Source organism: Streptococcus sp. GMD4S (assembly GCF_000296955.1).
Genome location: NZ_AJRE01000255.1, coordinates 1 through 1,162 on the forward strand (window position 1 = coordinate 1; position 1,162 = coordinate 1,162).

At 42.5% G+C, this 1,162-nt stretch carries 1 protein-coding gene and 1 pseudogene; both read left to right on the forward strand.

Translation table 11 applies throughout. The annotated features are described in order from the left end of the window. Positions 1-999, forward strand: a 999-nt coding sequence (locus tag GMD4S_RS09140) for a UDP-N-acetylglucosamine 1-carboxyvinyltransferase (protein ID WP_000541993.1), incomplete at its 5' end; no start/stop codon positions are given. A gap of 15 nt (positions 1,000-1,014) precedes the next feature. Further along, positions 1,015-1,162, forward strand: a pseudogene (locus GMD4S_RS09145) (GNAT family N-acetyltransferase); the annotation flags it as partial.

The window sequence follows — 1,162 nt, forward strand, 5'->3', positions numbered from 1 at the left end:
ATTAATAGCTTGCGTGCTTCTTATTATTTCTACGGAAGTCTTTTAGGTCGCTTTGGTGAAGCTACAGTTGGACTTCCTGGTGGATGTGATCTGGGACCTCGTCCGATTGACCTTCACTTAAAAGCCTTTGAAGCCATGGGTGCTAAGGTCAGCTATGAGGGAGATAATATGAATTTATCTGCCCAAGGTAAGGGGCTTCATGGCGCAAGTATTTACATGGATACCGTCAGCGTTGGAGCAACTATTAACACCATGATTGCTGCGGTTAAAGCTAAGGGACGTACTGTCATTGAAAATGCGGCTCGTGAACCGGAAATTATCGATGTTGCTACCCTTTTGAACAACATGGGGGCCCATATTCGTGGTGCAGGGACTGATATTATCATTATTGATGGTGTCGAGAAACTACATGGGACTCGTCACCAAGTAATTCCAGATCGTATCGAAGCTGGAACTTATATTTCACTTGCTGCAGCGATAGGAAAAGGAATTCGCATTAACAACGTTCTCTATGAACATTTAGAAGGCTTTATCGCCAAACTAGAGGAAATGGGCGTTCGTATGACGGTCTCAGAAGACAGTATCTTCGTTGAAGAACAGTCTGGTTTAAAGGCCATCAATATCAAAACTGCACCCTATCCAGGGTTCGCAACCGATTTGCAACAGCCTATCACGCCACTTTTACTAACTGCGCAAGGTCGTGGAACGATTATTGATACGATTTATGAGAAACGTGTCAATCATGTCTTTGAGTTAGCAAAAATGGATGCGGATATTACGACTACAAACGATCACATTATTTACAACGGTGGTCGTAACTTACACGGGGCAAGTGTAAAAGCTACAGACTTGCGAGCTGGTGCTGCACTTGTCATCGCTGGCTTGATGGCTCAAGGCCAGACTGAAATTACGAATATTGAGTTTATCCTTCGTGGCTACTCAGATATTATTGAAAAATTGCGTAGTCTTGGAGCAGATATTACACTCGTTGAAGACTAAGCCGTTGAGGTGATTATGAATATTTGGACCAAATTAGCAATGTTTTCTTTTTTTGAAACGGAGCGCTTGTATTTGCGTCCTTTCTTTTTTAGTGACAGTCAAGCGTTTTTCGAGATTGCTTCAAACCCTGAGAATTTGCAGTTTATTTTTCCCAGTCAAGCAA